This window comes from Pseudomonas sp. HMSC067G02 (assembly GCF_001813485.1).
GTDB lineage: Bacteria > Pseudomonadota > Gammaproteobacteria > Pseudomonadales > Pseudomonadaceae > Pseudomonas > Pseudomonas aeruginosa.
In genome coordinates, this window is sequence record NZ_KV812641.1 from 1 (window position 1) to 23257 (window position 23257).

Consider the following 23257-nt stretch of genomic DNA (forward strand, 5'->3'; position numbering starts at 1 on the left):
GGGAAGCGGCTCGGGGATCGCGATCAAGATGCCGCGGGTGCCGGGCATGGCCGACCAGGACAGCCCCGGCGCGCCACCCGAGGCGGTCGCGGCCAACCTGCCGCCGCGGCAACCGGTTTGCGAAGAGTGCCTGCTACAGGCGAAGAAAAGAGGCCAGGCGCTCGCCGAGCGCTGAGGAACCGCGATGACGCCGAACCCCCGCCATTGGGCCCGCGAGCTGTGGCAGCGCTCCCGCGATCGCGGCTTGCAGACCCACATCGATGTGCTGGTCGACGCTACCGGGCTGGACGACTATCCCTTGCTTACCGAGCATGCGCGGCAAAGCGATCCTCCGGCGCTGTTCAAATTGCTGGAGCAAACCCCGGAGGCCGCCCTGGCCGACGAGGGCCCACTGCTGCTGCGCCTGGAAGACGGCCACGCGGGCTGGCTGGACGAACTGCTCGAACGCATCGACTGCCGCCGCCACCTGATGCTCCTGTTCAGCCCCTGGCCGTTGCCGCGCCTGGGCGAGCACCTGCGCAGCTGCACCCAGGCCGAGTGGAACCAGGGCCGTTCCAGCGGCGTGCTGCGTTTCTACGATCCGGGCCTGTTCATGGCCGTCAGCGACATGCTCGACCCCCGGCAGAGCCGTTACCTGCATGCCCCGGTTTCCAACTGGCACTGGCTGGACCGCGACGGCCGGCCGAGGGCGCTGGCCGGTCATTACCAGGCCCACGAGACGCCGCCGCTGCAAGCGGCCCTCCGCCTGGAAGCGCATCAAGTCGCCGCCTTGCGCGCCTGGAGCGAGGCCGAAGCCTACCGCCGCGAATACTTCGTGCTGCCCCGCGAGCATGGCCTGGGCGGCCAGGAAAGCCTGCTCCAGCATCTGGTCCAGGCGCACCTGGCCGCCGACCGCCAGGGCTTGCAGGACTTCGACCAGCGCGATGCCTTCGTCGCCCAGTGGCTGCGCGAACAGACCCCCGGCCCCGGCTTTTCCCCGGCGGGAACGAGTCGCGCATGAACGGGCGCGGCATCGGCCTTCCCGCCCTGCTTCCGGGGCCCCTGCTGGCCGCGGGCTGCCAGAGCGGGCCGGACATGCTGGCGGCGCCGGTGATGGGTTACAACCATACGTCCGCGGCGATCAATTGGTTTTCGGTGAATGGGGCGGGTGGACCGCGTTTAGACCCTTATCAGGGGGATGGTAGCCAGGTTTGTTGCGGAGTGATTCCAAAGAAGTGGAATCCAAATTTGAAAGCTGTCGTGGAATGGGAGAAAGATCCCAAACCGCACGCCGCTATAAGGCGAGATAAATATGGACGGCTGGATAAAGATGATTACTTGAGACATGCCTCAAGCTACACCCGACACAAGATGATCGTGGATATACCTAGATATAGTGAAAAAATATGCCTGTTGCAGGTGCATTTCCTCCCGTGCGACCAGGTCGCGGTCTCAACAACCTATTACAGCCAGGGGCATCCAGAGTATCCAGATAGAAAGTATTTTCAGAAGAGAGAGTCTTCATGCAAAAGCTCTTGAATGCAAAGGGGTTAAGGACACCTGTTTGGCTGATTGCTTTACTGATAGGTTTTTTGTTTTTACAAGCGTGCCAGGCAGGCCCTGATATGGTGTCTACTCCTATCGGAGGATACAACCATACTTCGGCGGCTATTAACAGATTCAGTGTAAATGGTGCTGGCGGATTAAACCTTGGTCCATTTCAGGGGGGAGCAGGGCAGGTATGTTGTGGTGTCGTTCCTAGAGTTTGGAAGCCGGGCTTGAAGGCAACCGTAGAGTTGGAGGTAGATCCTGAGTCAGGGGATTATAAAGACTGGCCGGAAAGATATTTTCAGATGGCTGGAGAAAACGTATGAGAGAGCATGGGCTCTTGTATGTTCGTCATAAGGAAACTGTCGATATACCTTCTTGTGATAGTAAGGAGATTTGTTCGCTAAAAATACACTTTCTTCCATGTGATAAGGTTGCTACTTCAGCTGCCTGTTATACGTCGTTTCATCCTGAATATCCGAATAAAGGTTACTTTGATATGAGGGGTATGTCATGCAGAAGTTGATGAACTTGATCTGTGTGGGAAATAAAAAGTCCATTGGGCTGGTGGTTTTTCTCGGCACCTTCTTTGGGCTGGTGGCATGCCAAGCTGGGCCTGAAGTGCTGTCTGCACCTGTCATGGGTTACAACCATACTTCGGCGGCGATTAACGAATTTACGGTGAATGGTGCCGGGGGGCCAAACCTGGGCCCTCATCAGGGCGGAGGTGGGCAAGTATGTTGTGGCGTGATTCCAAAGTACTGGGTGCCGGGTTTGGAGGCGATTGTAGAGTGGGAAATTGATCCTAATCCTAAGGCTGAACTAAAGCGAGATCGGTACGGGAGTCTGGATATGCAGGACTATCGACGACATGCTAAAAATTACACGCATCACAAGGCGGTTGTTGAAATACCTAGGTATGAAAGGCCTGGGCCGATAAGAGTTCACTTTTTGCCTTGCAATCAGGTTCGTATAACTGCTGCGGCCACTTCTCCGGGGTACCCTGGATATCCTTATAACTATCCGATGGTTATGGAGAGAGTGGCAGAATGTCCGAAGAAATAAATGTCTTGCGAGAAGATATTCGTGTGACTGTCAGTGTTGCTCCTGAATTTCCGAAGGAAAGGCTTCTTCCGCTTGAGCCAAGTGTTCTCTCTAAGAATATAAGTCGGCAGGTAGAAGAAGAGCGGAAGTATAATGAGGAAAAAATCAAGCGGGATAGGGAGGGTGGCGGAGAAAGCAGTGGAATACCTTGTTGTAAGACTCTGCATGTGAGCATAGGCTATGATGGCACTAATAATAATGATCGGGCTGATGGTGCATCATTGCCGCCTTCTAGAAGTAATGTGGCAAAGCTATTTCATGCTTCTGTCGGAGAAGGTTCCGTGCAGGAAGGGTTGGGTTTCTTTCGATATTACTGCCCTGGGGTTGGTACGGTATTTCCAGATATTCGGGAATATACTCCGTCGAGTCTCGGTTTGATTGCGGCGGCTGGTGGGGAGAACAGAGTAAACTGGGGAATAACCCGCTTGGTTGATGTTTTGCAAGGAACGCTTACCCCAGAAAGTCCTCTTCTGCTAGATGAGTCTCAAACAATGATTGAGAACATGGCAACTAATGGAGTTGCCAAGGTTCTAACCGGTGGGTTATTGGAGAACGGCGAGAAAAAACGCCGAGCTGCCTTGGAGCCAAAACTCAAGGAACTGGAAGAAAAGCTTCGCCAGCGTCAGGACTCAGGGCAGAAACCGCATATCCTGGCCATGCGCTTGTATGTCTATGGATTCTCCCGTGGGGCGGCGGAGGCACGGACATTCGCCAACTGGCTGCAGGAACTGACCCGGGCCAGCGGTGCCGACGGTCGGGTGGAATACCGCTTCGCCGGCCTACCGATCTCCATCGAGTTCCTCGGCCTTTTCGACACCGTGGCCGCCGTGGGCCTGGCGGATAGCGCGCCGTTCGCCGCCGGGCATATGGATTGGGCCGACGACACCATGCGTTTGCCCGATGAGGCCCAGGCTCAGTGCCTGTCGACCATCCTGCCAGAGGACTGCTCTTTTCTGAAACGTTGCGTGCATTTGATCTCATGCCATGAGCAGCGTGCCAGTTTTCCGCTGGATTCGATTCGCCGTCGCGACCTGGATGCCAACGGACGTCGTACGGGGCCTTCCTGCTATCGGCAGGGTACGGTGGAATATGCATACCCTGGTGTTCACTCGGATGTTGGAGGGGGTTATGGCGTTGGCAACCAGGGTAAGGCGGTGGGAGGTTCGGAATTCCTGCTATCCCAGATAGCGCTGCAGCATATGTATGCGGAAGCTTTTGGTGCCGGTGCTCCTTTGCAGGTTCCCAAATCAGCCGTTCATCCGGACTTTCATGAAGTCTGGCGGGAGATGACGCCTGAAACCGAAGCGGAGTTCAGCGTCTCCGAAGAACTCGCCACCCGTTTCAACGCCTGGCAGGCCCAGGCCAAGGCCGGCCCCCTGGAAGAGGTGATCCGTCGCGAGACCGCGTTGATCACCGCCTGGCGCATCGACCGCTATGCCGGCGGGCTGCGCAGCAAGGCGTTCTTCGCCAATGTCCCGCCGGACATGCCGGAAGCCCAGCAGAAGGCCTGGGAGGCCCTGCACAAGCGGCGTAGCCGGGAGTACGCGGCCGCCCAGCAGGGCGAGCCGCTCCCGCCGATGAGCGCCGCCGAACAGGCGGAGTGGGATCGCAACGTGGCGCTGATCGGCGGCGAGGACCAACTGCGCGACCTGCGTGTGGAGAAGCAGTTCGACCCGCCGCTGGACCAGCGCCAACTGCTCGGCGCCGCCGCCGAATTCGCCCATGACTACAAGGGCGACTGGGGCGTGCTCGACGACGGCATGACGGTGGGGGGAGTGATCGACCTGCTGCTCGGCGGCACCGTATTCCTGATCAACGAGGAAGACGAAGCCGAGGAATACAGCCAGATCCACCGCGACGGCAGCGCGCGCTACCACCAGTTGTTCAGCGCTCCCGACCGGGTGGCGCCGGGCCAGGAAAAACTGGTGGCGCTATTCGACGAACAGGTGCACGACTCCCGCGCCTGGTTCATGAACACTTCGGCGATAGGCCCGCGAGAACCCTTCACCGACTACTTCCGCTATCGCCTGGTGCATTTCGACAACGAGTCGAACAAGCGGCTCTCGGTACTGGCCACCGCCGGGCGGGTGGTAGGCGTCGGGGTGATGCTGGCCAGCGTCGGCCTCAGCGTCAAGCGTCGCGATCCGCGGATGCTGCTCGGGCTGTTCCTGCCATCGCTGGCGCGTCCGCTGCTGAGCGGCAAGGTCGGCCTGCCGGAGATCAGCGCCTTCGACCCGCTGACCGGGATCGCCTTGCCGATGGTCGGCGGGGCGGCGCTGGACAACCTGCGGGCCTTCACCCGCGAGCCTGGCGACAAGGTCGAGCAGATCGGCCAGTTGCCGCCACCGCCGCCGCTGGCGGTCGCGGCGGTGCAATCGCCCGCATTGCAGCAGGTGCTGCTGGCTCAGCAGACCGTGGAGGCGCTCAAGGCGCGCGACCTGGGCAGCCTGGCCGGGCTGGTGGCCAAGGCCGAACTCACCCAGGCGCCCGCGGCGGCGACCCCGGCCTGGCTCGCCGAGGCGAAGCAGGCCTTGCAGGACATGGGTACGGAGCAGGCGCAACCGCCGGGCCCCGGCTCGGCGCCGGGCTGGCTGCAGCGCGGCAAGGACCTGATGGAATCGCTTTGAACCTCGACCGGGCGAACGCGGCCGACCTGTCGCCCCGGATCATTCGGCGCGGATGTCGAACCCGCTGCTGGCCTCGCTGACGATGCGGAAGCGTGCGTTGCCGTCCGCGGCGATCCGGGTTCTCAGCTCGCGGTTCAGCAGGCCCTTGCCGCAGAGGGTGTCGTCCTGGGTATCGATGCCGATACCGACCACATGCTCGCCCGCCGGCACCTGGAAGCTGGCTTCCTCGCCGACGCCGATGCGCGCGGCGACCTGGCGATCGATAAGGAACGCCACGTAGCAGCCGCCGCCCAGGTAGCCATAGTCGCGGTGGACTTCCAGCCGGCCGCCACCGCTCACCGGTTGCTGGTAGCCGAGCAGGCGTTCGGTGGGGATCGCCCGGGTCTTCTCGGCGGGAACCGAGGAACAGCCGGCCAGGAGGAAAAGGATCGCTACGGCGTACATCGGGCGCATGAAGGCTCTCCGTCGAAAGGTTCCCTCAGGCTAGCCCAGTTTCGCTGGAGCGCGGAGCGACGGGGCGGAGTGGGCTAGAATGCCTGGCCTGTTCTTCCGGAGCCGACTACCGATGCGCCAGGCCCTGCTGATCGTCGACGTGCAACCCTGTTTCGCCCCGCCGGACTGGCTGCTGGAAGGCATCGGCCAACTGCTCGTGCGGATGCCCTCGGTGGCCAGCGTCGAGCGCCATGACGAATCCCGTACGCCGTTCCAGCGCCAGCTCGGCTGGCGACCCCCGCTCGACGATGCCTGCCTGGTGGCGGCCGACCGGGTCTTCATCAAGCATGGCTACCTGCCGACGGCGGAACTCGTCGACCATCTGCGTGCGCTGCGAGCGGAACGGGTGCTGGTCTGCGGCATTCAGGCCGACACCTGCGTGCTCGCCGCCGGCTTCGCCCTGTTCGACGCCGGCCTGCAACCGACCCTGGTCGGCGACCTGGTGCTCGGCTCCTCGCTGGATCGCTCGGGGGAGCTGGGTGTGCGCCTGTGGAAGCATCATTTCGGCCAGGTCGTCAGCCTGGCCGAGGTGCTGGCGGATTGAGGCTCAGTGGGGCCGACTGAGCAGCGCGACCGTGGCCTCGGCATTCATCATCCGCGCCGCCGCCAGCGGCGTCAGCCCGGCGGCGTCCTGGGCGTCACGACGGGCGCCGTGGGCCAGCAGGCTGGCGGCGACCTCGGCCTGGTTGAACATGGCCGCCATCATCAGTGCGGTCTTGCCGTCGGCCGAGGCGCCCTCGACGTCGGCGCCGCCGGCGAGGAGCAGTTCGACCATCGCCAGGTCGCCCTTGAACGCAGCGCCGGCCAGCGGTGTCTGCCCGGCCAGGTTGCGCAGGTCCGGGTCGGCCTTGTAGGCCAGCAGCAGGCGTACCGTGTCGGCGTGGCCATGGTAGCTGGCCAGCATCAGCAGGCTATCGCCCTTGTGGTTACGCAGGTTCGGCGGCAGGCCCTGTTGCAGCAGTTGCTCGAGGCGCTGGCTGTTGCCCTGGCGGGCCAGGTCGAACAGTTGGTGGACGAACTCCTGGGTTTCCATATCCAGTTCTGGGCGAGGGCTATCGGTCATGGGGCTGCTTCCTTGTGAATACCGGGTTTGCCGAATGATAGGCGGCCTTGCCGAGGTGGGCTGTTGAGCATTGCCTATGGGGCGGGTTGGCAAATTCAATCGATGGTTGGGGTGGGAAGGTGCCAGCCTGCTGTGACCGGAAGCCGGCCTGGTTGCGTCGTCTTTACAGTTCGATACGGATATCGGTGGCGAAAACGGGGAAAATAAACCGATCGTGCGCCTATCGGCTGTGCCCGGCGCGCACTCTGGAATATCCTTGTCGCCTTCGATACCACTGAGCGGTGCGCGCGCTTGCCGAAGCGAGGCGGTGGCACACTGCGCAATGGCCGACCTTGCCCGGGCCCTGTACGAAAGCGCGCCGCCAACGTCTTTTCGTAGAGCGCCCGGCATCGCCGCGAGCGAACCCGTTTCCGGTGCCGGCCCCAGGCGGGCACCGCTATGCCTAATCGGCCCCGTTCGACGGCGGCCCAGCGAGAGAAGAGGAACAACTGTGCATAAAGCCGTCATCAGCGGAACCGGTCTTTATACTCCGCCCTACAGCATCTCCAACGACGAGCTGGTGGAGAGCTTCAATACCTTCGTGCGCCAGTACAACGACCAGCACGCCGAGGCCATCGCAAAGGGCGAACTGGAGGCGCTGGCCGAGTCCAGCTCGGCGTTCATCGAGAAGGCGTCCGGCATCAAGAGCCGCTTCGTGATGAACAAGGAAGGCATCCTCGACCCGCAGCGCATGGTTCCGTACCTTCCCGAGCGCAGCAACGACGAGTGGTCGATCCTCTGCGAGATGGCCGTGGCCGCCGCCAGGGAGGCGCTGCAGCGTGCCGGCCGCAGCGCCGCCGACATCGACGGGGTGATCGTCGCCTGCTCCAACCTGCAGCGCGCCTACCCGGCGATCGCGGTGGAGGTGCAGGCCGCGCTGGGCATCCAGGGCTACGGCTACGACATGAACGTGGCCTGCTCCTCGGCCACCTTCGGTATCCAGGCCGCCACCACCGCGATCCAGACCGGCCAGGCGCGGGCGATCCTGATGGTCAACCCGGAGATCTGCACCGGCCACCTGAACTTCCGCGACCGCGACAGCCACTTCATCTTCGGCGACGCCTGCACCGCGGTGATCGTGGAGCGCGCCGACCTGGCCGTGTCGAAGCACCAGTTCGACATCGTCAGCACCAGGCTGCTGACCCAGTTCTCCAACAACATCCGCAACAACTTCGGCTTCCTCAACCGCGCCGACGAGAGCGGTATCGGCAAGCGCGACAAGCTGTTCGTCCAGGAAGGCCGCAAGGTGTTCAAGGATGTCTGCCCGATGGTCGCCGAGCTGATCGGCGAGCACCTGGCGGCCAATGAAATCCAGGTCGCCGAGGTCAAGCGCTTCTGGCTGCACCAGGCCAACCTGAACATGAACCTGCTGATCACCCGCAAGCTGCTCGGCCGCGACGCCGAGGCGCACGAGGCGCCGGTGATCCTCGACAGCTACGCGAATACCAGTTCCGCCGGCTCGGTGATCGCCCTGCACAAGCACCAGGATGACCTGCCCAGCGGCGCCATCGGGGTGCTCAGCTCGTTCGGCGCCGGTTACTCGATCGGTAGCGTGATCCTGCGTAAACACTGATCGTGGCGGCGCCTACCGACGCCGAGCTGCTGCCGCGCCTGCTGGCCGGCGAGCAGCGAGCCTTCCGCGAGCTGGTTGGCGCCTACCAGGGCGCCATGCGGGCCGTGGCCTGGGCGATCATCGGCAGATCGCATACCGAGGAAGTGGTGCAGGACGCCTGGCTTGCGGCGGTTCGCGGGCTGGACGGGTTCCAGGGGCGTTCGAGCCTGAAGACCTGGCTGCTGACCATCACCGCCAATACCGCCAAGAGCCGCTTGCGCCAGGTTCGCCGGGAAGTTTTCCTCGACGACCTGCCGGGGCCCCATGGTACGGTGGATGACCAGCGCTTTGCCGCCGACGGTCACTGGAGCCAGCCGCCGCACGCCTGGCACGAGGATTCGCCGGAAGCCCTGCTCACCGAGGGCGAACTGCGCGATTGCCTGGACAAGACCCTCAACGGTCTGTCCGAACTGCAGCGCAGCGTGCTGACCCTGCGCGAACGCCAGGGCTTGGAGCTGGAGGAAATCCGTGATCTCCTGGATATCACGCTTTCCAATGTCCGGGTGCTGCTGCATCGCGCCCGCCTGAAGGTCTTCGCCACCCTGGAGCATTTCGAGGAGACCGGCCAATGCTGAGTTGCAAGGAACTGGTCGCCCGGTCCAGCGACTTTCTCGATGGGCAACTGGACTTCCGCGGACAACTGGCGGTGCGCAGCCACCTGCTCATGTGCCGGCATTGCCGGCGCTTCATCCGCCAGATGCGCCTGACCCAGGCGACCGTGCGCCATCTGCCGGAAGGGCAGGGGCCGGAACTCGACCGCCTGGCCGCGCATCTCTCCGAGTTGCGCAAGGACGCCGCGCGGCGCTGAGCCGGGGTACCCTCGACACCAAGCCGCCGCCCGCGATTCGTGGGCGGCGGCTTTTTCGTTTCCGCTATCCGGCGTGGGCGAACCGAACCCGGCCTGGCGTGGGCGGCTCTCTCTTCCGCGTGACGAGGTCGAGGAGTGTGGCTGGGCTTGGCGGATATCGCTGCGCGATATGCGCCCTACGGAGGGGCGGCAATCCGTTTCGCTGGGCGGGCATCCGAAGTCGAGGAGAACGCCTGGGACCTGGCGGATATCGCCGCCCGATATTTCTCCAGCAGGGGCAAACCCTGACGCCAGGCGAAGGGACGGGAAATTTTTTTCGACTCCGCTGTAACGCCGCCGGGGGGGCTCCGTCCATTGGAGCGAGGACGCCATACCGGCGCCCGCTACCAACTTCAGGAGTTACCCATGAAAAAGATTTCCCTCGCTTCCTCCGTCGTCGGCGCTGCTCTGCTCGGCGTAGCCAGTGTCGGCGCGCATGCCGCGCAGAATCCCTTCGCCGTGCAGGAGCTGAGCAGCGGCTACAGCGTGGCTGCCGCCGAGAAGGCCAAGGAAGGTTCCTGCGGCGAGGCCAAGTGCGGTGCCGACAAGGGCAAGCGCGAAGCCTCCAAGGCCGGCCATGAAGGCAGCTGCGGTGCGGATCGCAAGGCCAAGGAAGGTTCCTGCGGTGGCGAGAAGAAGGCCGGCGAAGGCAACTGCGGCGCCGACAAGAAGAAGTCGTAAGGCCTGAGGAGACGGACCATGCAACGGGAATTCGTCAGCGGCGCCGGGCTAGGCCTGCGTCGCGCGCTGCTGGAGCCGCTCGGCGCCGGCGATGAGGTCCGGGTCGACTTCCTCGAGGTCGCCCCGGAGAACTGGATCGGCATCGGCGGCCGTCTCGGCCGCCAGTTCCGCGAGCTGACCGAGCGCCTGCCGTTCCTCTGCCATGGTCTGTCTCTCAACCTCGGCGGCTACGCCCCGCTGGACATGTCGTTGCTGCGCGCGATCAAGGGTTTCATCGAGCAGCATGGCATCCGTGCCTACAGCGAGCACCTGTCGGCCTGCGCCGACGACGGCCAGCTCTACGACCTGATGCCGCTGCCGTTCAGCGACGAGTCGGTGCGCCGGGTCGCCGAACGGGTCAGGGTGGTACAGGACGTCCTCGAGCGGCCGTTGATCGTCGAGAACGTCTCGGCGTATGCGCGCTTGCCGGGCGAGCTGGAAGAGGTCGATTTCGTCCGCGCGGTACTGGAGGAAGCCGATTGCCAATTGCTGCTGGACGTCAACAACGTCTACGTCAACGCCTGCAACTTCGGTTTCGACGCCCACGCCTACATCGCCGCGATGCCCAGCCGGAGGATCGCCTACCTGCACATGGCCGGGCACGACGAACAGGGCGCCAGCCTGAAGATCGATACCCATGGCGCGCCGGTCTGCGATCCGGTCTGGGAACTGCTGGCACATGCCTATGCCTGCCATGGCGAACGCCCGACGCTGCTGGAGCGCGATTTCAACCTCCCGCCACTGAGCGAGCTGTATGCCGAAACCGATCGCATCCGCGAGCTGCAGCGGCGCAGCGGTGAAGCGCAACTGCGCAGCCTGGGGTACGGCACATGAACCACACGACCTTGCAACGGCGTTTCGCCGCACGTATCCGCGATCCGCAGCAGGCCTTGCCGCCCGGCATCGCGACGGAGCGCATGGCGATCTACGAGGAACTGTTCTTCAACAACCTGGACGGTTTCATCAGCAGCGGTTTCCCGGTCCTGCGCCGGTTGTTCGACGAGCCGCGCTGGCATCGCCTGGTGCGTGCCTTCATGCGCGAGCATCGCTGCCGCACACCGTACTTCAGCCAATTGGGCGAGGAGTTCATCGGCTGGCTGCAGGACGGCTACCGCGCGGAGGAGGGCGATCCGCCCTTCCTGCTGGAGCTGGCTCACTACGAGTGGGTCGAGCTGGCCCTGTCGCTGGCCGAGGCGCCTGTCGAGACGCTGCCGCAGGCCTGGTCGTGGTCGCCACTGGCCTGGCCGCTGGCCTATCGCTGGCCGGTCCATCGCCTGGGGCCGAGCCATCGGCCGGTGGAGCCGCCGGCCGAGCCGACCTGCCTGCTGGTCTGGCGCGATCCGGCGGAGCGGGTGCGCTTCCTGCACCTGTCGCCATTCGCCTATCGCCTCGCGCAGCGCCTGAGCGAGGAGGGGGAGGCGTCGGTGACGCTGCTGCCGTTGTTGCGCGAGTTGGCCGGAAGCTGCGGCCTGAGCGCCGACGCGGAGTATTTCGAAAATGCCTTCGCCTTGCTGGAGGACTGGCACGCCCAGGGCATCCTCATGGGCGAGGGCGCTCTGGAGTGATGATGAAGACTGTCTTCTTGCGTTTACAGCATGCCCTCGACGTCACCCGTCGAGCGGATTTCCTCGCCCCGCTGGCGCTGCGCCTGTACCTGGCGCCGGTGTTCTGGATGGCCGGCAGCCAGAAGCTGGCGGACATGCCGGCCACCATCGAGTGGTTCGGCAATCCCGACTGGGGACTCGGTCTGCCGTTTCCCGAACTGCTGGCCTGGCTCGCCGCGCTGAGCGAGGCCGGTGGCGCCGTGCTGCTGTTGTGCGGCCTGGCCGTGCGCTGGATCAGCCTGCCGCTGATGGTGACCATGCTGGTAGCGATCTTCGCCGTGCACTGGCCGAACGGCTGGCAGGCGATCGCCGATCCGTCCGCGCCGTTCGCCAACGCCCAGGTGCTGGAGGCCGGCGAGAAGCTGGCGCGGGCCCGGGAAATCCTGCGCGAATACGGCAACTACGACTGGCTGACGTCGAGCGGAAGCTTCGCCATCGTCAACAACGGCATCGAGTTCGCCGCGACCTACCTGGTGATGTTGCTCGCGCTGTTCTTCGGCGGCGCCGGCAAGTGGCTTTCTGCTGACTTCTGGATTGCGCGAAAATTGCGCTGAGCTTTCTACCCATATCGAATAACCCGAAAGGCCCGTAGTAGAGGGCTTTTCGCGTTATTCGCATTGGAGATAAAAAGTTCCTCTGTAATGAAACATTTATCTCCATGCAATTTGGCTGCAATCTGCCATCGCCAAGATTCCCCCCAACACAAAGGGGCCGCCTTACGGCCAGCGCGGAACAAGGGGCGCGCTGTAGCCAGGCACTCGCGTGTTGCCAATGCACACACCATTAAGGGGAAATCTTCGATGATCCGTAAGCACTCGCTCGGCTTCGTTGCCAGCGCTCTGGCTCTGGCCGTATCTGCCCAGGCGTTCGCCGGCACCGTGACCACCGACGGCGCCGATATCGTGATCAAGACCAAGGGCGGCCTCGAAGTCGCCACCACCGACAAGGAATTCAGCTTCAAGCTGGGCGGTCGCCTGCAGGCCGACTACAGCCGTTTCGACGGTTTCTATACCAAGAATGGCAACACCGCCGACGCCGCCTACTTCCGCCGCGCCTTCATCGAACTCGGCGGCACCGCGTACAAGGACTGGAAATACCAGATCAACTTCGACCTGTCGCACAACACCGGCAGCTCCGACAACGGCTATTTCGACGAAGCTTCGGTCACCTACACCGGCTTCAATCCGGTCAACCTGAAGTTCGGTCGCTTCGACCCCGACTTCGGCCTGGAAAAGGCCACCAGCTCCAAGTGGGTGACCGCTCCCGAGCGTAACGCCGCCTACGAACTGGCCGACTGGATCAACACCCACCAGGACGGCATGGGCGCCCAGGTCAACTCGACCCTCGCCGACATGGCCTACCTGTCCGCCGGCGTATCCGCCAAGGACGCCGACGACAGCGACGGCGACAGCGTCAAGCAGTTCAACTTCCGCGGCGTGTTCGCGCCGATGCACGAAGCCGGCAATGTTCTGCATGTCGGCGTGAACTATGCCTACCGCGACCTCGACGACACTGCCTTCGACTCGCGCATCCGTCCGCGCCTGGGCATGCGCGGCATCGCCACCAGCGGCGGCAACGACGCCGGTGACAACGGCAACCGCGCGACCTTCGGCGGTGTCTCCAACTCGCCGGCCGGTTCCTACAAGGACGACAGCGTCTGGGGCCTGGAAGGCGCCTGGGCAATGGGCCCGTTCTCGGCCCAGGCCGAATACCTGGCACGCAAGCTGAAGGCCGATGACAACGCCTACAAGGACATCAAAGCCAAGGGTTATTACGCACAACTGGCCTACACCCTGACCGGCGAGTCCCGCCAGTACAAGCTGGAGGGCGCCAAGTTCGACTCCGTCAAGCCGGAAAACAAGGAAATCGGCGCCTGGGAAGTGTTCTACCGCTACGACAACATCAAGGTGGAAGACGACAACGTCGTCGCCGATACCGCCACTCGCGAAGTCGGCGACACCAAGGCCAAGGCCCACAACCTGGGTGTGAACTGGTACGTCAACGATGCGGTGAAGATCAGCGCGGCCTACGTCAAGGCGAAGACCGACAAGATCACCAACAACAATGGCGACGATGACGGCGACGGCTTCGTGACCCGTTTGCAGTACGTGTTCTAAGAAGCGACAACGATCTGCTCCTGTTTTCGGCCTCGCTCCGGCGAGGTCTTTTTAATCGCTTCCTTACCCGGTTGTGGCGATGTTGGCAGCCTGCAACCGGGTCTTTCTTTCGTTACAGGTCCACCCGCAGGTACTGGCAGGAATATCCGAAAGCCAGACGGTTATCGGCAGAAACTCTTGAGTTTCATTGCAGTCATGCAATCTTCGCAAGGTTGCCGCAATATATGAAACAAGCTGTTACATCTGTCGCCCGGACCTGATGCCTCTAGGCCTGCGCCCTTATCCGACGGCCTCATCCAGGCGCTATCCGGCTGCCTGTCACAAAAGCTTTCGCGCTTTGCAGTCTCGCTGTCACAACCCATCCAGATGATCCCCCTCCAGCAGCGCCGGCCGGCGACAGAACCGGCCGTTTCCGCGCTGCTCAAGACCATTCGAAATCCGAACAGGGGACTTACCTGATGATTCGCAGACACTCGTGCAAAGGGGTGGGGAGCAGTGTTGCCTGGAGTTTGCTGGGCCTGGCGATTTCCGCGCAGAGCCTGGCCGGGACCGTGACCACCGACGGTGCCGACATCGTGATCAAGACCAAGGGCGGCCTCGAAGTCGCCACCACCGACAAGGAATTCAGCTTCAAGCTCGGCGGCCGCCTGCAGGCCGACTACGGCCGCTTCGACGGCTACTACACGAACAACGGCAATACCGCCGATGCCGCCTACTTCCGCCGCGCCTACCTGGAATTCGGCGGCACCGTCTACCGTGACTGGAAGTACCAGATCAACTACGACCTGTCGCGCAACGTCGGCAACGACAGCGCCGGCTACTTCGACGAAGCCTCGGTCACCTATACCGGCTTCAATCCGGTCAACCTGAAGTTCGGCCGCTTCTACACCGACTTCGGCCTGGAAAAGGCCACCAGCTCCAAATGGGTCACCGCGCTGGAGCGCAACCTCACCTACGACATCGCCGACTGGGTCAACGACAACGTCGGTACCGGTATCCAGGCCAGCTCGGTGGTGGGCGGCATGGCTTTCCTCTCGGGCAGCGTGTTCAGCGAGAACAACAACGATACCGACGGCGACAGCGTCAAGCGCTACAACCTGCGCGGCGTGTTCGCGCCGCTGCACGAGCCGGGCAACGTGGTGCACCTGGGCCTGCAATACGCCTATCGCGACCTGGAGGACAGCGCGGTGGATACCCGGATCCGCCCGCGCATGGGCATGCGCGGCGTCTCCACCAATGGCGGCAACGATGCCGGCAGCAATGGCAACCGTGGCCTGTTCGGCGGCAGTTCGGCAGTCGAGGGGCTGTGGAAGGACGACTCGGTCTGGGGCCTGGAAGGCGCCTGGGCGCTGGGTGCCTTCTCGGCCCAGGCCGAGTACCTGCGGCGCACGGTCAAGGCCGAGCGCGACCGCGAGGATCTCAAGGCCTCCGGCTATTACGCGCAACTGGCCTACACCCTCACCGGCGAGCCGCGCCTCTACAAGCTGGACGGCGCCAAGTTCGACACCATCAAGCCGGAGAACAAGGAAATCGGCGCCTGGGAGCTGTTCTACCGCTACGACTCGATCAAGGTCGAGGATGACAACATCGTCGTCGACAGCGCCACCCGCGAGGTCGGCGACGCCAAGGGCAAGACCCATACCCTGGGCGTCAACTGGTACGCCAACGAGGCGGTGAAGGTCTCCGCCAACTACGTCAAGGCGAAGACCGACAAGATCAGCAATGCCAACGGCGACGATAGCGGCGATGGCCTGGTGATGCGCCTGCAGTACGTGTTCTGAGGCGGTCGGGCCCCGTCCGGCGGGCGGGGCTCGTTTCCGCAGGATGTTACCCGCGTCATGAAATTGCCTGGTGGATGTCCGGGCGGGCCGCCCAGCTTGACCCAGGGCACAGATCGCATGGCGGCATCTGGCTATGCTGGTCCCTCGGAAACGCTCTGGGGGGGACTGATGATCGGCTGGGGACGTGCCTGTATTGGCGTCGGGGGGCTGCTATTGCTGGGCCAGTTGCTGGGGGGCGCCCTGCTGCTCGCGGACGACGGCGAAGCGACGCTGGCGGTCGAACACTTCTGGCAATTCGTCTTCCTGATCCCGGCGATCCTGGTGGCACTGGGAATGTTCGTCCTGCAGCATCACGTGGGTTCCTTCGCCCAGTTGTACCGCCGGCGTCTCGATGGCGCCTCCTACCTGCTGGTTTCCTGCGGCATCGCCCTGGTCCTGGGCAAGCTCTGCGTCCTGCTGCTCGCCTGAGCCCCTCGCGCGGCCCGGCATGTCCGGGTTTGCCCGAGGCATTCAGCTTCCTGATTTAGCCGGAGGCCGCTGAAACCCTTGGTTACACTGGCCTTCATCACACGAACAGGAAGGCAGGACCCCTATGCAAAACCGCATGATGATCACCGGTGCCGGCTCCGGGCTGGGGCGCGAAATCGCCCTGCGCTGGGCGCGTGACGGCTGGCGCCTGGCGCTGGCCGACGTCAACGAAGCCGGCCTGGCGGAAAGCCTGAAACTGGTGCGCGAGGCGGGTGGCGATGGCTTCACCCAGCGTTGCGACGTACGCGACTACAGTCAACTGACCGCGCTGGCGCAGAGCTGCGAGGAGAAGTTCGGCGGCATCGACGTCATCGTCAACAACGCCGGGGTCGCCTCCGGCGGTTTCTTCGGCGAGCTGTCCCTGGAGGACTGGGACTGGCAGATCGCGATCAACCTGATGGGCGTGGTCAAGGGCTGCAAGGCCTTCCTGCCGCTGCTGGAGCGAAGCAAGGGCAAGATCGTCAACATCGCCTCGATGGCGGCGTTGATGCAGGGCCCGGCGATGAGCAACTACAACGTGGCCAAGGCCGGGGTGGTGGCGCTTTCGGAAAGCCTGCTGGTAGAGCTGGCGCTGGTCGAGGTCGGCGTCCATGTGGTCTGTCCTTCGTTCTTCCAGACCAACCTGCTGGACTCTTTCCGCGGCCCGAGCCCCGAGATGAAGCACCAGGTCGGCAAGTTGCTGGAGAGTTCGCCGATCAGCGCTGCCGACATCGCCGACTACATCCACGCCGAAGTGGCCAAGGGCAGTTTCCTGATCCTGCCCCACGAGCAGGCGCGGATGGCCTGGAGGATCAAGCAGCAGAATCCCCAGGCGATCTATGACGAGATGACCGCGATGGCCGGCAAGATGCAGGCCAAGCGTCAGCGCCAGGCCTGAGTGGAAATGGCTGCAGGCCAGCACGGGCGCGGCTTTGCACCATTTCGGTGCGGCGCAGATAGTGCTTGCCCAAGGCGGTGCGATCGAGTAGCTTGAGTCACCGGCCTGCCTGCCGAAGTACGTTGGACCCCACAAGAAGCCTCGCTCATTTGCGAGGCTTTTTGCTTTTCCGGCCTCGCGCCCTGTGCTAGAAGGCTGCCTCTGCGAGTCCGTTCTGTTCTGGAGTACCCCTGTGGAGTCTGAATCCATCGTCTATGGCTGCATCCGCGACTGGCCGGGCGATTCGATGGAGCGGCGCATGCGTCGTGCCGCCAACCGCCGCGTGCTGGACAGCCTGCCGGGCGGCGAGGCCTGGCCGTTCCTCGGACGCGAGATGTTCAGCCGCTGCGAGCAGTCCGGGGCCGGGCTCTACCAGACCCAGATCATCCACTTCGGTGCCAGCTACCAGGCCATCGAGTACGAGTGGAGCCTGTGGGTCGAGCAGTTCGAGGCGTTGCTCAGGCGCCTCTACTGGGCCAGCGCGGTGGTCCACCTGGAGACCGAAGTGAACGGCAGCCATACCTTTCGCTGGGAGTCCGAGCGTGGCTTCCATACCCCCCAGGAGAGCGACCTGCAGGTCCGCTGCGCCTGGGAGCGGGAGGGCGGGCGGCGGTGATCAACTACCTCTGGTTCGTCCTCGCGGCATTCTGCGAGATCGCCGGCTGCTACGCCTTCTATCTCTGGCTGCGGCTGGGCAAGAGCGCCCTCTGGGTGCTGCCCGGCCTGCTCAGCCTGACCCTGTTCGCCTTGCTGCTGACCCGCGTGGAGGCCAGCTACGCCGGCCGCGCCTATGCCGCCTATGGCGGCATCTACGTCGCCGCGTCGCTGTTCTGGCTGGCTTTCGTCGAGCGCTCGCGGCCGCTATGGAGCGACTGGCTGGGCGTGGCCTTGTGCGTGGTCGGTGCCAGCGTCGTGCTGTTCGGCCCGCGCCTGTCGCAGTGACTCAGGCAGGGTGGGCGGCGTGCCCGTCACGGGCGCCGGGCCCCGCCGTCCCGGGCCGCCGCACCCCGAACCGGCGGATCACTGCGAAGTGTTGCGCTGCACGTCGCCTTTTTCCTGATCCAGTTCCTTGAGCATCTGCGCGTAGGCATCGCAATCGCTCGGCCGGTTCTGTTCCGAGCGGGCTTCCTGGCGCTGGCGCAACTGCTCGTTGAGTTCCCTGGCCCGTTGCGGGTTCTTCTGGGTGATCGAGGCGACCTTGGTGGCGACTTCCTTGCCCATCTTTTCCGCCTCCGCTTCGGAACAGGCGAAGACCGGCGTGGCGACCAGCAGGGCGCAGGCGCTGGCGAGGGCGAAAAGCGGTTTCATGGCGTACTCCTGTGGGGTGGTCCTGAGCGGTGGAGCCCGGTCGAGCCGACAAAGTTCAGCCGCAACGCCGGACGGCGACCGATTCGAACCCTCGCTGCGGGTTGCGGGTCGCACGCATAGAGAGGGTGCGAAGGACCCTCGTCGCTTATGCCGCAGGAGGTATGCCATGACTCACGATTGGGATCTGGTCGAACGGTTGCTGCTGGAGGTCCGGCAGTCCGCCCATGAGAACTTCGCCCCGCGCGCCCATGCCGAACGCCTGGCCGAAGAACGCTCCCAGGCCGGGCAGCGGGTCGGCGACATGGATGCGTTGAAGCAGAAGGCCGCCGACTACGAGGCGATCCTGCTGGAGGGCGGCTTCATCGAGCCGCGTCCGGAAGAGCAGGGCGGCAATGGCGAGAACTTCGTCCTCACGCCGCGCGGCGAGCGCCTGCTCGGCCTGATCGGCGGCGAGACGCCGAAGGCCGCCGAGGCTCGCCGGCTGCTCGAGGAGCACGGCAGCGAAGCGCTGCACGCCGAGCGCTTCGACCGTTTCGTCGCCGGGCTCTGAAACTGCGCCCGACGGGCGATCGGCGGGGCTTGTGAGTCGCCCGCGGCGCCACCATAGTGCGGAGCATGATGCCTATTTCATCCTCTTCCGCCCGCCGCGCCGAGCCGGCTCCGCGGCCCCTGGCGGAGTTCCATCCCGCCGTCCGCCAGTGGTTCGAACGCCACTTCGCCGCGCCCACGCCGGCCCAGGTCGAGGCCTGGCCGGCGATCCGCGAGGGGCTTTCGACCCTGGTCGCCGCGCCCACCGGTTCGGGCAAGACCCTGACCGCCTTCCTCGCCGCCATCGATGCCCTGGTGGTAGAGGGGCTGGCCGCCGGCGGCGAGCTGGCGGATGCCACCCAGGTGGTCTATGTCTCGCCGCTGAAAGCGCTGTCCAACGACATCCGCATCAACCTGGAGCAACCGCTGGCTGGCATCCGCGAGGAACTGGCGCGTCTCGGCCTGCCCGACGTCGATATCCGTAGCGCGGTGCGCACCGGCGATACGCCGCAGGTCGAACGCGGAGCGATGCGCAAGCGCCCGCCGCACATCCTGGTCACCACGCCCGAATCGCTGTACATCCTGCTCGGCTCGGAGTCGGGCCGGCAGATGCTTGCCGGGGTGCGCAGCGTGATCGTCGACGAGATCCATGCCCTGGCCGGCAGCAAGCGCGGCAGCCACCTGGCGCTGTCGCTGGAGCGCCTGCAGGCGCTGTGTCCGCGACCGCTGCTGCGGATCGGGCTGTCCGCCACGCAGAAGCCGATCGAGAAGGTCGCGCGCTTCCTCGTCGGCGCCAGCGGCAATCCGCGCGATCCGGCCTGCCGGATCGTCGACATCGGCTATACGCGCCCCCGCGACCTGGGCATCGAGGTACCGCCGGTGGCGCTGGAAGCGGTGATGTCCAACGACACCTGGGAGCTGGTCTACGACCGCCTGGCGCACCTGGCCGGCGAGCACCGCACCACCCTGGTGTTCGTCAACACCCGGCGCATGGCCGAGCGGGTCACCCGCTTCCTCGCCGAACGCCTCGGCAGCCGCCAGGTGGCGGCCCACCACGGCAGCCTGGCCAAGGAGCTGCGCCTGGATGCCGAGCAGCGCCTCAAGGCCGGGCAATTGAAGGTACTGGTGGCGACCGCCTCGCTGGAGCTGGGCATCGATATCGGCGACGTCGAGCTGGTCTGCCAGTTGTCGTCGCCGCGCTCCATCGCCGCCTTCCTGCAACGGGTCGGGCGCTCCGGGCACAGCGTCGGCGGCACCCCCAAGGGCCGGTTGTTCCCGACCTCCCGCGACGACCTGGTGGAATGCGCGGCGCTGCTCGACAGCGTGCGCCGTGGCGAGCTGGACAGCCTGGTGCTGCCGCGCCAGCCGCTGGACGTGCTGGCGCAGCAGATCGTCGCCGAAGTGGCCTGCCAGGAGTGGCGCGAGGACGACCTCTATCGCCTGGTGATCCGCGCCGAGCCCTACGCCGGGCTGGAGCGCGAGCGCTTCGACGAAGTCCTGCGGATGCTTGCCGAGGGCTACCACTCACGCCTCGGCGTGCGCGGCGCCTATCTCCATCGCGATGCGCTCAACGGCCTGCTCCGTGGCCGCCGTGGCGCGCGGCTGACCGCGCTGACCTCGGGCGGGACCATTCCCGATACCGGCGACTACAGCGTGCTGCTGGAGCCGCAGGGCCTGCTGGTGGGGACGGTCAACGAGGATTTCGCGGTGGAGAGCCTGGCCGGCGACGTGTTCCAACTGGGCAACACCTCGTACCGGATCATCCGCATCGAGCCGGGACGGGTGCGGGTCGAGGACGCCCAGGGCCAGCCGCCGAACATTCCGTTCTGGCTGGGCGAGGCGCCGGGGCGCAGCGACGAGCTGTCGGCCAGCGTGGCGCGCCTGCGCGACACCCTCGACGAGCTGCTCGGCGAAGGCCAGGCATTGCCGGAAGGGCAGCGGCTGGAGCCAGCCATCGCCTGGCTCGGCGTCACCCTCGGGCTGGACGATGGCGCCGCGCGGCAGATCGTCGAGTACCTGGCCCGCGCCCGCCAGGCCCTGGGTGGCCTGCCCGGGAGCCGGCGGCTGGTGATGGAACGCTTCTTCGACGAATCCGGCGGCATGCAACTGATCATCCACAGTCCTCACGGCAGCCGCCTCAACCGCGCCTGGGGCCTGGCGCTGCGCAAGCGTTTCTGCCGCAGCTTCAACTTCGAGCTGCAGGCGGCGGCCACCGAGGACGCGATCATCCTTTCGCTGTCCACCAGCCACAGCTTTCCCCTCGACGAGGTCTGGCGCTACCTGCATTCGGCGAGCGCCGAGCATCTGTTGGTACAGGCCGTGCTCGACGCGCCGCTGTTCGGCGTGCGCTGGCGCTGGAACCTGACCACCTCGCTCGGTTTGCCGCGCTACACCGGCGGTCGCAAGGTGCCGCCGCAACTGCTGCGGATGAAGAGCGAGGATCTGCTGGCCAGCGTGTTCCCCGACCAGGTGGCGTGCCTGGAGAATATCGTCGGCGAGCGCGAGGTGCCCGATCACCCGCTGGTGGCGCAGACCCTTGACGACTGCCTGCACGAGGCGATGGATTGCGACGGCTGGCTGGCCCTGCTGCGCGACATGGAGAGCGGCGCGGTGGACTTGCTGGCGCGCGACCTGCCGGCGCCTTCGGCGTTGGCGGCGGAGATACTCACCGCGCGTCCCTACGCCTATCTCGACGATGCGCCGCTGGAGGAGCGGCGTACCCAGGCGGTACAGAATCGCCGCTGGAGCGATCCCGAGTCCGCCGACGATCTCGGCGCCCTGGACCTTGAGGCGATCGAGGCGGTGCGTGGCGAGGCATGGCCGGAAGCGCGCAACGCCGACGAGATGCATGAGGCGCTGAACAGCCTGGGCTACCTCACCTCGGGCGAGGCCGAGGCCAATCCGGGCTGGGGGGAATGGCTTGCGCAACTGTCGGAGCAACGCCGCGCCGGACGCCTGGACTGCGCAGGCAGCATTCTCTGGCTGGCGGCGGAGCGCCTGCCGGCGATGCGCCTGGTGCATCCCGCGGCGAAGGTGCCCGACGCTTTCCAGGCGCCTCGCGGCTATCCGCCGCCGGACTCGGCGGAAGCGGCGACCGTGGAGCTGACCCGCGCCCGCCTGGGTGGCTTCGGGCCGCGCACGGCCGGGCAGTTGGCGGCCGACCTGGGCATCGGCCTGGCCGACCAGCAGTACGCGTTGGCCGCCCTGGAGCGCGAAGGCTATGTGCTGCGTGGCCGCTTCAGTCCTGGCGCGACGGAAGAGGAATGGTGCGAACGCCATCTGCTGGCGCGCATCCATCGCTATACGGTGAAGCGCCTGCGCCGGGAAATCGAGCCGGTGCAGCGCGCCGATTTCATGCGCTTCCTGTTCGACTGGCAGCGCCTGGCGCCGGGCACCCGTGGCCGGGGAGCGGAGTCCCTGGCTACGGTGGTCGAGCAACTGGAGGGCTTCCAGGCCGCGGCGGCCGCCTGGGAAAGCGAACTGCTGGCAGCGCGGGTGGCCGACTACGCCAGCCATTGGCTGGACCAGCTGTGCCGTTCCGGACGCATCGTCTGGGCGCGCCTGGCCGGACGCAGCAAGGCCGCCGGCGGTCCGCTGCGCAGCGCGCCGATCGTGCTCCTGCCGCGCCGTGAGCTGGGGCTCTGGAGCGTCCTGCAGCGCGACGCGCCGGAGCCGGAACTGTCGCCGCGCGCGGCCAGGGTACTGGAGGTGCTGCGCGAGCAGGGTGCATCGTTCTTCGACGAACTGAGCCAGGATGCCCACCTGCTGCGCAGCGAGCTGGAGAACGCCCTCGGCGAGCTGGTCTCGGTCGGCCGGGTCAACGCCGACAGCTTCGCCGGGCTGCGCACCCTGCTGATGCCGGCGGACAAGCGCAGCCGCCAGGAGCGCCGCTCGCGCGGCCTGCCGGGCGGCATGCAGGACGCCGGGCGCTGGGCGCCGCTGCGCCGGGCGAAGGCGGAAGAGGCGGGGCAGCGTTTGCCGGCGGAGGTTCTCGAACATGTCGCCCGGACCCTGCTGCGGCGCTATGGGGTGGTCGCCTGGCGCCTGCTGGAGCGCGAAGCCGACTGGCTGCCGCCGTGGCGCGAGTTGCTGCGCGTCTACCATCGCCTGGAAGCGCGCGGCGAGATTCGCGGCGGGCGCTTCATCGCCGGCCTGGCCGGCGAGCAGTTCGCCTTGGCGGAAGCGGTCGGCCTGTTGCGCGAGGTGCGCAAGCGGCCGCCGGATGGGGCGATGCTGGTGGTGTCGGCGGTCGATCCGTTGAACCTGGTCGGCGGCCTGCTACCCGGCGAACGGGTGCCGGCGGTGACCGGCAACCGCCTGCTCTATCGAGACGGAGCGCCGCTGGCGGCGCTGGTAGCCGGCAAGGTGCGGATGCTCGCGGAAGTCGACGGCGAGACCGCGCAGCAGATCCGTGCGCTGCTGATCCGCCGTCACTGAGGCCCGC

The 23257-nt window shown here is 65.2% G+C and carries 25 protein-coding genes and 1 pseudogene; 23 read left to right on the top strand and 3 right to left on the bottom strand.

Annotated elements, in window-relative coordinates:
- The 7 genes and pseudogenes from HMPREF2914_RS31320 to HMPREF2914_RS31340 all read left to right on the top strand — a co-directional run.
- Nucleotides 1-175, top strand: a pseudogene (locus HMPREF2914_RS31320) (Rhs element Vgr protein); the annotation flags it as partial.
- A 9-nt stretch (nucleotides 176-184) separates the two neighbouring features.
- On the top strand, nucleotides 185-1000 hold the full coding sequence (locus tag HMPREF2914_RS07745) for a toxin Tle1 chaperone Tla1 (protein WP_003130151.1): 816 nt from the start codon (nucleotides 185-187) through the stop codon (nucleotides 998-1000).
- Complete coding sequence (locus tag HMPREF2914_RS32730) at nucleotides 997-1518, top strand: Tli1a family immunity protein (protein WP_031627850.1); 522 nt, start codon at nucleotides 997-999, stop codon at nucleotides 1516-1518. Before HMPREF2914_RS07745 ends, HMPREF2914_RS32730 begins: the two co-directional genes overlap by 4 nt.
- Nucleotides 1503-1853 (top strand): DUF3304 domain-containing protein, encoded by a 351-nt coding sequence (locus tag HMPREF2914_RS32735; protein ID WP_172902498.1) that lies wholly within the window; start codon nucleotides 1503-1505, stop codon nucleotides 1851-1853. Before HMPREF2914_RS32730 ends, HMPREF2914_RS32735 begins: the two co-directional genes overlap by 16 nt.
- Nucleotides 1850-2053 (top strand): DUF3304 domain-containing protein, encoded by a 204-nt coding sequence (locus HMPREF2914_RS33135; RefSeq protein ID WP_071534090.1) that lies wholly within the window; start codon nucleotides 1850-1852, stop codon nucleotides 2051-2053. Before HMPREF2914_RS32735 ends, HMPREF2914_RS33135 begins: the two co-directional genes overlap by 4 nt.
- A complete protein-coding gene (locus HMPREF2914_RS31335) occupies nucleotides 2041-2592 on the top strand; it encodes a Tli1a family immunity protein (protein WP_071534297.1) in 552 nt (183 codons plus the stop codon). The genes HMPREF2914_RS33135 and HMPREF2914_RS31335 overlap by 13 nt, the downstream gene beginning before the upstream one ends.
- Before the next feature lie 530 nt (nucleotides 2593-3122).
- Nucleotides 3123-5258 carry a T6SS phospholipase effector Tle1-like catalytic domain-containing protein gene (locus HMPREF2914_RS31340; protein WP_023091521.1) on the top strand — a complete coding sequence of 712 codons (2136 nt, stop codon included), beginning with the start codon at nucleotides 3123-3125 and terminating at the stop codon, nucleotides 5256-5258.
- 39 nt (nucleotides 5259-5297) lie between these two features.
- Here HMPREF2914_RS31340 and HMPREF2914_RS07770 read toward each other — a convergent pair whose 3' ends face one another.
- Nucleotides 5298-5711, bottom strand: coding sequence for a hypothetical protein (locus HMPREF2914_RS07770; RefSeq protein ID WP_019484737.1), 414 nt, complete (start codon nucleotides 5709-5711; stop codon nucleotides 5298-5300).
- 79 nt (nucleotides 5712-5790) lie between these two features.
- Here HMPREF2914_RS07770 and HMPREF2914_RS07775 point away from each other — a divergent pair, with 79 nt between their 5' ends.
- Nucleotides 5791-6294 carry a cysteine hydrolase family protein gene (locus tag HMPREF2914_RS07775; RefSeq protein WP_019484736.1) on the top strand — a complete coding sequence of 168 codons (504 nt, stop codon included), beginning with the start codon at nucleotides 5791-5793 and terminating at the stop codon, nucleotides 6292-6294.
- 3 nt (nucleotides 6295-6297) lie between these two features.
- Here HMPREF2914_RS07775 and HMPREF2914_RS07780 read toward each other — a convergent pair whose 3' ends face one another.
- Entirely contained in the window at nucleotides 6298-6813 is a 516-nt protein-coding gene (locus tag HMPREF2914_RS07780; RefSeq protein WP_003091630.1) for an ankyrin repeat domain-containing protein, read from the bottom strand.
- 490 nt (nucleotides 6814-7303) lie between these two features.
- On the opposite strand from HMPREF2914_RS07780, the gene HMPREF2914_RS07785 reads away from it, so the two are divergent.
- The 13 genes from HMPREF2914_RS07785 (at nucleotide 7304) to HMPREF2914_RS07845 (ending at nucleotide 17919) form a co-directional block, all read left to right on the top strand.
- Nucleotides 7304-8425 carry a beta-ketoacyl-ACP synthase III gene (locus HMPREF2914_RS07785; RefSeq protein WP_003104436.1) on the top strand — a complete coding sequence of 374 codons (1122 nt, stop codon included), beginning with the start codon at nucleotides 7304-7306 and terminating at the stop codon, nucleotides 8423-8425.
- Between the two features lie 2 nt (nucleotides 8426-8427).
- A complete protein-coding gene (locus tag HMPREF2914_RS07790) occupies nucleotides 8428-9039 on the top strand; it encodes an RNA polymerase sigma factor (RefSeq protein WP_003091628.1) in 612 nt (203 codons plus the stop codon).
- On the top strand, nucleotides 9033-9272 hold the full coding sequence (locus tag HMPREF2914_RS07795) for an anti-sigma factor family protein (protein WP_003091627.1): 240 nt from the start codon (nucleotides 9033-9035) through the stop codon (nucleotides 9270-9272). Before HMPREF2914_RS07790 ends, HMPREF2914_RS07795 begins: the two co-directional genes overlap by 7 nt.
- 405 nt (nucleotides 9273-9677) lie before the next feature.
- Nucleotides 9678-9992: an HvfA family oxazolone/thioamide-modified RiPP metallophore gene (locus HMPREF2914_RS07800; RefSeq protein ID WP_003091625.1), complete on the top strand. Its 315-nt coding sequence runs from the start codon at nucleotides 9678-9680 to the stop codon at nucleotides 9990-9992.
- 18 nt (nucleotides 9993-10010) lie between these two features.
- Nucleotides 10011-10865, top strand: coding sequence for an HvfB family MNIO-type RiPP peptide maturase (locus HMPREF2914_RS07805; RefSeq protein WP_003091624.1), 855 nt, complete (start codon nucleotides 10011-10013; stop codon nucleotides 10863-10865).
- Nucleotides 10862-11596: an HvfC family RiPP maturation protein gene (locus HMPREF2914_RS07810; protein WP_003138335.1), complete on the top strand. Its 735-nt coding sequence runs from the start codon at nucleotides 10862-10864 to the stop codon at nucleotides 11594-11596. The genes HMPREF2914_RS07805 and HMPREF2914_RS07810 overlap by 4 nt, the downstream gene beginning before the upstream one ends.
- 2 nt (nucleotides 11597-11598) lie before the next feature.
- The gene (locus tag HMPREF2914_RS07815) at nucleotides 11599-12189 is read left to right on the top strand and encodes an HvfX family Cu-binding RiPP maturation protein (protein ID WP_003117603.1); all 591 of its coding nucleotides are present in this window, start codon (nucleotides 11599-11601) and stop codon (nucleotides 12187-12189) included.
- Between the two features lie 246 nt (nucleotides 12190-12435).
- Nucleotides 12436-13752 carry an outer membrane porin OprO gene (gene oprO, locus HMPREF2914_RS07820; RefSeq protein ID WP_003104423.1) on the top strand — a complete coding sequence of 439 codons (1317 nt, stop codon included), beginning with the start codon at nucleotides 12436-12438 and terminating at the stop codon, nucleotides 13750-13752.
- Between the two features lie 458 nt (nucleotides 13753-14210).
- Complete coding sequence (gene oprP, locus HMPREF2914_RS07825; RefSeq protein WP_003122437.1) at nucleotides 14211-15533, top strand: outer membrane porin OprP; 1323 nt, start codon at nucleotides 14211-14213, stop codon at nucleotides 15531-15533.
- A 168-nt stretch (nucleotides 15534-15701) separates the two neighbouring features.
- Entirely contained in the window at nucleotides 15702-16001 is a 300-nt protein-coding gene (locus tag HMPREF2914_RS07830; protein ID WP_003091621.1) for a hypothetical protein, read from the top strand.
- A gap of 124 nt (nucleotides 16002-16125) precedes the next feature.
- Entirely contained in the window at nucleotides 16126-16938 is an 813-nt protein-coding gene (locus tag HMPREF2914_RS07835) for an SDR family oxidoreductase (RefSeq protein ID WP_003091619.1), read from the top strand.
- A gap of 232 nt (nucleotides 16939-17170) precedes the next feature.
- Complete coding sequence (locus tag HMPREF2914_RS07840) at nucleotides 17171-17593, top strand: hypothetical protein (RefSeq protein WP_003091617.1); 423 nt, start codon at nucleotides 17171-17173, stop codon at nucleotides 17591-17593.
- On the top strand, nucleotides 17590-17919 hold the full coding sequence (locus tag HMPREF2914_RS07845; RefSeq protein ID WP_003091616.1) for a YnfA family protein: 330 nt from the start codon (nucleotides 17590-17592) through the stop codon (nucleotides 17917-17919). Before HMPREF2914_RS07840 ends, HMPREF2914_RS07845 begins: the two co-directional genes overlap by 4 nt.
- A 78-nt stretch (nucleotides 17920-17997) precedes the next feature.
- Here the strand turns inward: HMPREF2914_RS07845 and HMPREF2914_RS07850 are convergent, their stop codons facing one another.
- Nucleotides 17998-18285: a hypothetical protein gene (locus tag HMPREF2914_RS07850; RefSeq protein WP_003091615.1), complete on the bottom strand. Its 288-nt coding sequence runs from the start codon at nucleotides 18283-18285 to the stop codon at nucleotides 17998-18000.
- Between the two features lie 166 nt (nucleotides 18286-18451).
- Between HMPREF2914_RS07850 and HMPREF2914_RS07855 the strand changes: the two genes are divergently transcribed.
- Together HMPREF2914_RS07855 and HMPREF2914_RS07860 are read left to right on the top strand one after the other, a co-directional pair.
- Nucleotides 18452-18835, top strand: a complete 384-nt coding sequence (locus HMPREF2914_RS07855; protein WP_016562133.1) for a hypothetical protein — start codon at nucleotides 18452-18454, stop codon at nucleotides 18833-18835.
- 68 nt (nucleotides 18836-18903) lie between these two features.
- Entirely contained in the window at nucleotides 18904-23250 is a 4347-nt protein-coding gene (locus HMPREF2914_RS07860) for a DEAD/DEAH box helicase (RefSeq protein WP_023091523.1), read from the top strand.
- The last annotated feature ends 7 nt before the right edge of the window (nucleotides 23251-23257 follow it).